General features: G+C 37.3%; 8 protein-coding genes. 2 read left to right on the top strand and 6 right to left on the bottom strand.

The genetic code is table 11. The features are described from left to right. Positions 1-30: 30 nt before the first annotated feature. On the bottom strand, positions 31-1,719 hold the full coding sequence (locus PY093_RS03365) for a formate--tetrahydrofolate ligase (RefSeq protein WP_275644449.1): 1,689 nt from the start codon (positions 1,717-1,719) through the stop codon (positions 31-33). A gap of 228 nt (positions 1,720-1,947) precedes the next feature. Between PY093_RS03365 and metA the strand changes: the two genes are divergently transcribed. Next, positions 1,948-2,856, top strand: a complete 909-nt coding sequence (metA, locus tag PY093_RS03370) for a homoserine O-acetyltransferase MetA (protein WP_275644450.1) — start codon at positions 1,948-1,950, stop codon at positions 2,854-2,856. Between the two features lie 75 nt (positions 2,857-2,931). Here the strand turns inward: metA and PY093_RS03375 are convergent, their stop codons facing one another. Both PY093_RS03375 and PY093_RS03380 read right to left on the bottom strand, forming a co-directional pair. Continuing rightward, positions 2,932-3,624, bottom strand: a complete 693-nt coding sequence (locus PY093_RS03375) for an AIM24 family protein (RefSeq protein WP_275644451.1) — start codon at positions 3,622-3,624, stop codon at positions 2,932-2,934. Between the two features lie 2 nt (positions 3,625-3,626). After that, complete coding sequence (locus PY093_RS03380) at positions 3,627-4,316, bottom strand: class I SAM-dependent methyltransferase (protein ID WP_275644472.1); 690 nt, start codon at positions 4,314-4,316, stop codon at positions 3,627-3,629. A 177-nt stretch (positions 4,317-4,493) separates the two neighbouring features. On the opposite strand from PY093_RS03380, the gene PY093_RS03385 reads away from it, so the two are divergent. Continuing rightward, on the top strand, positions 4,494-4,643 hold the full coding sequence (locus PY093_RS03385) for a hypothetical protein (protein WP_275644452.1): 150 nt from the start codon (positions 4,494-4,496) through the stop codon (positions 4,641-4,643). Between the two features lie 209 nt (positions 4,644-4,852). On the opposite strand, the gene PY093_RS03390 is transcribed toward PY093_RS03385, so the two are convergent. The 3 genes from PY093_RS03390 to PY093_RS03400 are packed head-to-tail and all read right to left on the bottom strand — an operon-like array spanning position 4,853 to position 8,414. After that, positions 4,853-6,739 (bottom strand): PTS fructose transporter subunit IIABC, encoded by a 1,887-nt coding sequence (locus PY093_RS03390; protein WP_275644453.1) that lies wholly within the window; start codon positions 6,737-6,739, stop codon positions 4,853-4,855. Further along, positions 6,736-7,665 carry a 1-phosphofructokinase gene (gene pfkB / locus PY093_RS03395; protein WP_275644454.1) on the bottom strand — a complete coding sequence of 310 codons (930 nt, stop codon included), beginning with the start codon at positions 7,663-7,665 and terminating at the stop codon, positions 6,736-6,738. Before pfkB ends, PY093_RS03390 begins: the two co-directional genes overlap by 4 nt. Further along, the gene (locus PY093_RS03400; RefSeq protein WP_275644455.1) at positions 7,662-8,414 is read right to left on the bottom strand and encodes a DeoR/GlpR family DNA-binding transcription regulator; all 753 of its coding nucleotides are present in this window, start codon (positions 8,412-8,414) and stop codon (positions 7,662-7,664) included. Before PY093_RS03400 ends, pfkB begins: the two co-directional genes overlap by 4 nt. Between the last annotated feature and the right edge of the window lie 787 nt (positions 8,415-9,201).

A 9,201-nucleotide genomic window follows, 5' to 3' on the forward strand; every position in this document is an offset into this window, starting at 1 on the left:
AAATAAACAAATCCTTTAAAAAGAAGTATTTTAGAATAACCCTTGTGCTTTGCCATTCTCATCAACATCCATGTTTAAGGCAGCAGGAAGTTTAGGTAAACCTGGCATAGTCATGACATCGCCTGTTAATGCAACGATAAACCCTGCACCGATTGAAGGTTTAAGTTCCCTAATTGTAATAGTGAAACCAGATGGTCTACCAAGAAGAGCCGGGTTATCAGATAAAGAGTATTGGGTTTTTGCCATACATATTGGGAAATTGCCCCAACCTTCCCCTTCAAACTCTGCGATTTGTTTCTTGGCTTTTGCAGAGTATTCTACCCCGTCTGCACCATACACTTTTGTAGCTATCGAATTAATCTTGTCTTCGATTGAGTCTGATAACTCGTAAAGAGGTTTAAATTGATTATCCCCTTTCTCGATTTCTTCTATTAGCTTAGTAGCAAGATCCACTCCACCTTCGCCACCCTTTTCCCAGACTTCTGTTAGGGACACAGGAAATTGATTCATTGAACACCAATTCAAGAGTGTATCTACTTCTTCTTTTGTGTCTGTAATAAATCGGTTTACAGCTACCACAAATGGTAAACCGAAGGCTTGCACTGTTTCGATATGCTTTTGCAGATTTTCTATTCCTTTATTTAGTGCTTTAACGTTTTCTTCTTTTAAGTTATTCCTTGGAACACCTCCATGCATTTTTAATGCACGAATCGTTGCTACAATAACAACCGCTTCCGGTTTAATTCCACCAGAACGAGCTTTTATGTGTAAAAACTTTTCTGCTCCTAAATCAGCTCCAAAGCCAGCTTCAGTGATTACATAATCTCCTAGTTTCGCTGCCATTTTGGTAGCAATAACACTATTGCAGCCATGGGCAATATTTGCAAACGGTCCACCATGGATGATTGCCGGTGTATGCTCAAGAGTTTGTACTAGGTTTGGCTTAATCGCATCCTTTAAAAGTAACGTTAGAGCGCCTTCTACCCCTAAGTCTCCTGCAGTTACTGGTTTTTTATCATAGTTATAGGCAACGACAATTTTAGCAAGTCTACGTTTTAAATCTTGCAAATCAGTAGCCAAACAGAAGATTGCCATTATTTCAGAAGCTACAGTAATATCAAAGCTATCCTCACGTGGTACACCTTGTAGAGGGCCTCCAAGACCAACAATTACATTTCTTAGTGCTCGGTCATTTAAATCAACCACTCGTTTCCAAACGATTCTTCTGACATCAATATTTAATTGGTTCCCTTGATGAATATGATTGTCTAGTAATGCAGCAAGGGCATTATTAGCAGTGGTAATCGCGTGTAAATCCCCTGTGAAGTGAAGATTTATATCTTCCATTGGTAAGACCTGCGAGTGTCCACCTCCAGTTGCTCCCCCTTTAATTCCCATTGTAGGACCTAAGGAAGGTTCACGCATTGCGATTATCGCTTTTTTGCCAATTCTATTAAACGCCTGACCAAGACCAACTGTTACAGTTGATTTTCCTTCGCCAGCTGGAGTTGGACTAATCGCCGTTACTAAAATTATTTTACCATCTACCTTTTTCTCTAATCTTTTTACTATATCTAAAGAAAGCTTTGCCTTATAATGACCATATGGTTCTAATTCGTCTTCTTGTATAGATAAATCATCAGCTATTTGATTAATCTTTTTCATCGTTGCTATTTGCGCTATTTCAATATCTGACTTAACATTGGTTGATATATTCACCGTAAAGACCCCCATCATGAATTTTGTTTTTATATGTACTGTTTTACACCTTGTATTTTACCATGTGATAACCGCAGTAACTATATATTCCTCATAAATTTATAAGCAAACAGAAACATTGAATAATATTTTAAAAATTCCTATAATAAGGTATTACTTAATCTATAGGATTGAAACTTGTATTGTTTGAAAAACGTTGACTATAAAAAAATTGGAGGGAGATTTTAATTGCCAATTACCATTCCTAACAACCTACCAGCGAAAGAAATTCTAGAGAGTGAAAATATTTTTATTATGGATGAGGAGAGAGCCTTCACACAAGATATACGTCCATTGAAAATAGTGATTTTAAATATAATGCCCGAAAAAGAAAAAACAGAAACACAGTTACTACGTTTGTTAGGAAACTCACCTCTGCAAGTGCACGTAACATTTATTAGCCCAGAAACACACGAATCAAAAACGACACCAAAGCTTCACTTAGAACAATTTTACACAACATTTTCTGACATCAAACATAAAAAATTTGATGGAATGATAATTACCGGCGCACCTATAGAACATTTAGAGTTTGAGGATGTTACATACTGGACTGAACTTAAAAAAATCATGGAATGGACAAAAACAAACGTAACATCGACCCTACATATTTGTTGGGGGGCACAAGCTGCACTTTACCATCACTACGGGGTACGAAAATTCCCATTATCTAAAAAGTGCTCAGGTGTATTCTCACATCAGTTACTAGTTAAAACTAGTAAACTAGTGAGAGGCTTTGATGATATATATCATGTTCCACATTCTCGCTTTACAGATGTAGTGACCGAGGATATTCAACAAAACAAAGACCTTGTGATCTTGTCAATTTCGGAGGATGCTGGTGTTTGTCTTGTTGCAACGGATGATGGAAAAAGGATTTTCCTTACCGGCCACCCTGAATACGATGTTACCACCTTACAAGAAGAGTTTTTAAGGGATAGTGAAAAAAGTTTAGCTGTTGAAGTTCCAAAAAATTATTTCATAAATAATGATCCAAACCAACAGCCTTTACACACTTGGAAATCCCATGCTAATCTTTTATTCTCGAATTGGTTAAATTATTATGTTTATCAAGAAACACCTTATAATTGGGATTAGTAAATTTTATCTGTAGGGTAAGTTAAGAGGCTAAAGAGACTATACTCTTTAGCCTCTTTTCATTTTCACATGCCTTTACTGCTGTTGCGCTAAGTAAATCTCTTCGAACGGTTGGACAACAACAAAGCCATTTCCGGCAAATTTCATTTGAATGGACTCTCCGCTACCCCTACCAAAAAATGTCTTTAATGTAATATCCGTTACAAACTCAGGTTGAAGATTACCTGACCAAGCAACTGTAGCATTCGGGTCAGTTATAACAGGATTATCAGGTGTCACTAATAATGTTAAAGGTTCATAGTGGGAAGTTATAGCAACCATTCCAGTTCCCTCAAGTCTTACATTAAAGAGGCCTCCTGCCATCATCCCAGCTACTTTTCTCATTAATTTTATATCCCAGCCAATTGAAGGTTCAAAAGCTAGCAAATCATTACCATTTACAAATATGGATTCACCATTAAGATGTAAAATCGATATTTTCTTACCTTGATCAGCTAAGTATAGTTTTCCATTACCATTAGCTTTCATGAGAGAAGTACCTTCACCTGTTAGGGCTTTCTTAAACATTTTTCCTAGACCATGTTCAAGTATACCCTCACGTTCGAATTTAATTTGCCCACGGTATGAAACCATGGAACCCATTTTCGCCCATACCTGACCATTTAAATTTACTTCTAGCATTCTTGCCCTTTCAAGCTCAAAAAAACCTTCTCCCTTGTCCTGCTGCTTCGTCTGATTAATAAATTCATCAATTGAATATCTGCTCATACTTATTCATCATCCCTTTTCTTTAAAATAAATAGCCACATAAACGAAAGCGCTTGCTTTAATTCAAGTGGTAGTTGTCCTAGTTTTGTTTGGTCTATGGCACTTTTATATACTCCTTGCCCACCAATTACCTCCCACCCATTTTCGAGCGCTAACTGCTGAAATTCCCATGGCATCATTGTGTTACAAATGACTTCTTCACCATACAATCGTCTATATGCGCTTTGTCTAGGTCCCGCTGTTGGACCTAATAATCCTACGCAAAAAATCCCGTTTGGTTTCATTATTCGTTTAATTTCATTTAGCGCGGTTAATGGTTGTGCTGTCCATTCAATCGAGTTAATTGCCATCACAGCTGGAAATGAATCTTTATCAAAAGGAAGGTCAGTTAAATCAGCTTGTACAAATTGAACATGGGCGGCCCCTTTCCTATTTTTAGCTTTATCAATCATCTCTCTCGATAGGTCTGCACCTATGACGGAAAAACCCTCTTTATCCAATTTATATGATCCATATCCATCACCACAACCAGCATCAAGTATTTTCGTTCCAGCTTGTATGAATTCTTTTAAAAATGGAATAATTGTGCTACGACTTCCTTCTTCCCACATATTTGCGGAATTTTGGTTCCAGAAATCCGCTCGGTTATCCCATTGCTTCTCAACTTCTTTATGCCAATCAAACGTACTCATCTTTTCACCGACACCATCCCTTAATAATCTATTCATACTATAGTATTTCTAGAAAAAGAAACAAATACCTTGAAATATTTTAAATAATATCCAGTAAAAACAATGATTAGTGCTATTGTATATTTACTTTCAGAAATGGAATATTAATTTATATACTACATTTGAGGGGTGAAGGGCATGACAAACAAGTTTAACAATGGTAGCAAAAATCAGAATTCACCGAAGACTGGTAATCAGACAGCTGAATTTGCGAGTGAATTTGTTAGTGGCGACAATAGTAAGGGGAATAAACGCAATAAGGATCAAAAAGATAAAACTAATTCGTAGGAATAATTATTATTATGAAAGGTCCTAATTAATCGCCTCATTCAGTTGCTCTGATGATGGCGATTACTATTTTTCAGGTTCATAGGCATCACTTCCGGTCCATTCGTTCCCGTAACCGTTTTTTCTCAGTAAAATAGGGCAGCATCCCAGCGTTTTCTAAACGCAAGAAAAAAACGGACCTACCTTGTAAGTCCGAAAATGCTAGTTCATTATTTAATAGGTTTCTTCCAAAATCCTACCATAAGTGCAGTAACAATAGATCCAACCAAGATTGCTACTACATAAAGTAGTGGGTTTCCGTTTACAAGTGGAATTACAAACATCCCACCATGTGGTGCAGGTAATCCAATTCCAAACATCATTGTTAACGCTCCTGCAATAGCTGAACCAATAATAGCAGAAGGAATGACTCGACCAGGGTCCGCTGCTGCAAATGGAATTGCACCTTCTGTAATGAACGAAGCTCCCATAATATAGCACGTTTTTCCTGCATCTTTTTCTGCTTTCGTGAATTTATTCTTAAATATAGATGTAGCAATTGCTAAACCTAATGGTGGCACCATCCCACCAGCCATAATAGCTGCATGCGGTGCTAAATTGCCTGCATCAATCATGGCAATACCGAAAGTGAATGCAGCTTTGTTTATTGGTCCACCCATATCAACAGCCATCATTCCACCTAAGACTAACCCCAGTAAAACTAAGTTACTAGTACCCATTCCTGCTAACCATGTACCCATTGCATCATTAATTGCTTTTGCAGGATCATTGATAACAAACATCATTAACAATCCTGTTATTAAAATACCGAATAAAGGAAATAATAATACTGGCTTTATTCCTTCTAAGGATTGAGGAAGACCAGAGAATAGCTTTTTTAATCCAACAACGATATACCCTGCCAAGAAGCCTGCTATTAAGCCACCTAAAAATCCAGCTCCACCAGCGGCTGCCATAAATCCACCAACCATACCTGGTGCGAAACCTGGGCGATCAGCAATGCTCATTGCAATAAAACCAGCTAGTACCGGAATCATTAATGCAAATGCATTTCCTCCACCAATTGTCATTAGCGCTTCTGCAATTGGATTGTACGATGGATCGTTTGGATCTGAAGCGTTAATTCCAAAAATGAATGAGAGTGCAATTAAGATACCGCCACCTACTACAAATGGCAGCATGTTTGAAACACCATTCATTAAATGTTTATAGAATCCTATACGTTCGTTCTTTCCACCGCTCGACTCGTTATCTTCAGTTTTTCCAGTACGCTGATAAATAGGCGCATCTTGATTGATTGCTTTCTCTAACAACTCTGTTGGACGACGAATCGCTTGTGCTACAGGCACCTGAATGACCTTTTTCCCGACAAAAGGCTCCATATCCACTTTAGTATCTGCCGCTACGATAATTGCTATTGCGTTTGCAATATCTTCCTTAGTTAGCTGATTTTTTATTCCACTTGAGCCATTCGTTTGGACTTTTATTGAGATATCCATTTCTTTTGCTTTCGCTTTTAATGAATCAGCCGCCATATAGGTATGAGCAATACCTGTTGGACAACCGGTTACAGCTAAAATTAAAGGTGAATTCGTTTTCTTGATATCAGTATTTATCTGCTGTTCATTTTCTTGATTCACTTCGGCTTCCTTCTCATCTATCAAACGTAATACTTCATCAACAGATGTAGCATTTAGAAGTGATTCTCTAAATCCTACATCCATTAAAAGTGTAGATAATCTTGATAGTGTTTCTAAATGGGCATTATTAGCACCTTCACTTGCCGCAATCATAAAGAACAAATGGCTTGGCTGTCCATCTAGAGACTGATAATCTACTCCTTGCTTTGAAAGTCCAAACGCAATTGCCGGAGTCTTTACTGCACTAGTTTTGGCATGTGGGATCGCAATTCCTTCACCGATCCCTGTCGTACTTTGAGCTTCCCTTTTTAATATCGCTTCTTTAAAGTCAGAACGATTATTTAATCTGCCAGCACTGTCTAATTTATTTACTAACTCATCTATAACCGTTTCTTTTGTACTTGTTTGTAAATCTAGAATAATGGTATCTGCTTTCAACAATTCTGTTATTCTCATGATACTTCCCCCCTTTTATTTTTACTCACTAGGATTTGTTCACTAAGTCCATAAACCTCATCGCGTGTACAAAGGTCTGTTGAAAAGGCTGTAGCACTTCCTGATGCCACACCGAATTTAAACGCATCCTCGAGGTTTTGCTTTTTGATATATGTTCCGATAAACCCAGCCACAACTGAGTCTCCTGCTCCAACAGAATTTTTCACTTCGCCCCTTGGTACATTTGCGTGGAGGACCATATCTTTATTAATGAAAAGTGCGCCTTTGCCTGCTAAAGACACGATTACATTTTCGGCACCCAATTCGATTAACTTTTGTGCGTATGGTATAGCTTCTTTTGCATTGTTTATTTCAACATCAAAAAGTTCCCCTAATTCATGATGATTCGGTTTAAGTAAGAATGGTTTATGCTCTAAAACCTTTAGTAACATTTTCCCTGAAGCGTCAACGACTACCTTTACATCATTTTTTGTACAAAGCTTTGCAATTCTTTCATACAAATCATCTGGTAATGAGGTTGGAATACTTCCAGCTAGGACAAGAACATCTTCAGAAGTTAATTGCTCGAACTTTTTCATCATTTGTTCTAACTGCTCATTAGTAATAACTGGCCCTAATCCATTAATTTCAGTTTCAATGCCAGTTTTTAATTTAATATTAATTCTTGAATCACCATCTACTTTAATAAAGTCAAAATCTATCTTTTCCCTTTGTAAGTAAGATTCAATAAAGTTGCCTGTAAAACCACCTATAAATCCCAATGCCCTACATTCAACACCGAGTCTATTTAAAACTCGTGCTACGTTGATACCCTTACCACCTGGAAACTTTAATTCTTGGTCAATTTTGTTTAATTCGCCAAGATGAAATTCATTGACCTGAATAATGTAATCAATTGAAGGATTTAATGTACAAGTGTAAATCATGCTGTCACTACCTTTATTTTTGTTTTTGCTTCATATGACGCTAAAACATCAGGGTCAGTCTCTGTCGTAATTATTTTGGCTTTATTAATTTTTTCAATCTTCGAGAAAGAAACATCCCCGAATTTTGAAGAATCTGCAAGCACAAATGTTTCACGAGATAAATGAATTGCAGTCTTTTTAATTAATGCTTCTTCTGGGTCAGGTGTTGTGTAACCATATTGGTAATGAACTCCATTAACACCCAGAAAACATTTGTCAAATCGATAATGCTCTAAACTGGTAAGAGCACCACTACCAATTAAAGCTCTCGTCTTACTCTTAATTAATCCACCAAGTAAGTAGGTGGACATATTATTGTCAAGTAATGACTCAATATGCGTTAAGCCGTTTGTCACTACTAAAATATCCTTGTCCGTTAAAAATTGGATCATTTGGTAAGTTGTTGTTCCTGCATCTAGATAAATGCAATCTCCATCTTCCACAAGACTTGCAGCAAATTTAGAAATGGCTATTTTGTCTTGAAGGTTTTTGGTGGATTTTTCAGGAATGCCAAGCTCGATGCGCTTACCTTGTAAAAGTGAAGCACCGCCATGAACGCGTTTTATATACTTTTGTTCTTCGAGAATTTGTAGATCTCGTCGTATCGTGGACTCTGAAGAAGCCGTTATTTCAACTAGTTCTTGGATCTTTACAACTTCTTTTTCATTTACACGTTCTAGGATTAGTCGATGACGTTCAGGTGTTAACAAATATTCCACTTCCTAATTTTCGTTTTAAATTTAGCGCTGATTTAATTTTACCGTAAGCCCTTACATTAATCAATCAAATTCATTCAAAATCATTCAAAAATATTCAAATCAGATCAAAAAACATCGACAATATCAATCAATTACTTTCATAATCTAGTATTTACACGAATGCATTAAGAAAAGCGCAGGGCGCCCGCCTATCGGCGCGTCGATTAAAACCCGCCACGTCCTGTGGCGAACATCGACATCAGCAAATCCTATGCAAGTCAAGCATAAGACGAGCCCTGACTGAAGGCGTTTTTTGCCTTCGGGGATTGGCTTATGACCTCGAGCCGATGGCGCCCGGAGCTAGACACTAAAACTAGGTTCAAATTTTTATACTTTCTTATTTTTCAAGAAAAGCGCAGAGCGTCCGTTCAGCGACGTATGGACTGGACTGAGCCGACTGAGATAAAGGAAACACGGAGAGCGACAGTGATCCGATGTTTACTTATCGTAGGGAGGCGAGGGAAGTCCACTAGTCGCTGGCGCTCGGAGCTAGACGTAGATAGACAGAGACACGAAGTTATACACAACCTTACAATTTTATAAATTCCCACTAGCATTGCATTAAATAAAAATCAATTTGTCAAGACTAATTCAACATAAATTTATATTGAATTTTTTGTAATAATTGGTAATTTTTAGTTCAAATAGATACAAAAAAACCTTATAATTAGGTGGAAGGTAGGTTGTCCTGTCCAAATCCCAATTATAAGGAGAAATCTATGGACAAGAATACCATAAA

The organism is Cytobacillus sp. S13-E01, assembly GCF_029193815.1.
Taxonomy (GTDB): Bacteria; Bacillota; Bacilli; order Bacillales; family Bacillaceae_L; genus Bacillus_BV.

Excerpts from the sequence above, each read along its gene's own strand:
- PY093_RS03380 (WP_275644472.1), bottom strand. The coding sequence starts at position 4,316 with ATGAGTACGTTTGATTGGCATAAAGAAGTTGAGAAGCAATGGGATAAC.
- PY093_RS03390 (WP_275644453.1), bottom strand. The coding sequence starts at position 6,739 with ATGAGAATAACAGAATTGTTGAAAGCAGATACCATTATTCTAGATTTA.
- PY093_RS03375 (WP_275644451.1), bottom strand. The coding sequence starts at position 3,624 with ATGAGCAGATATTCAATTGATGAATTTATTAATCAGACGAAGCAGCAG.
- PY093_RS03385 (WP_275644452.1), top strand. The coding sequence starts at position 4,494 with ATGACAAACAAGTTTAACAATGGTAGCAAAAATCAGAATTCACCGAAG.
- pfkB (WP_275644454.1), bottom strand. The coding sequence starts at position 7,665 with ATGATTTACACTTGTACATTAAATCCTTCAATTGATTACATTATTCAG.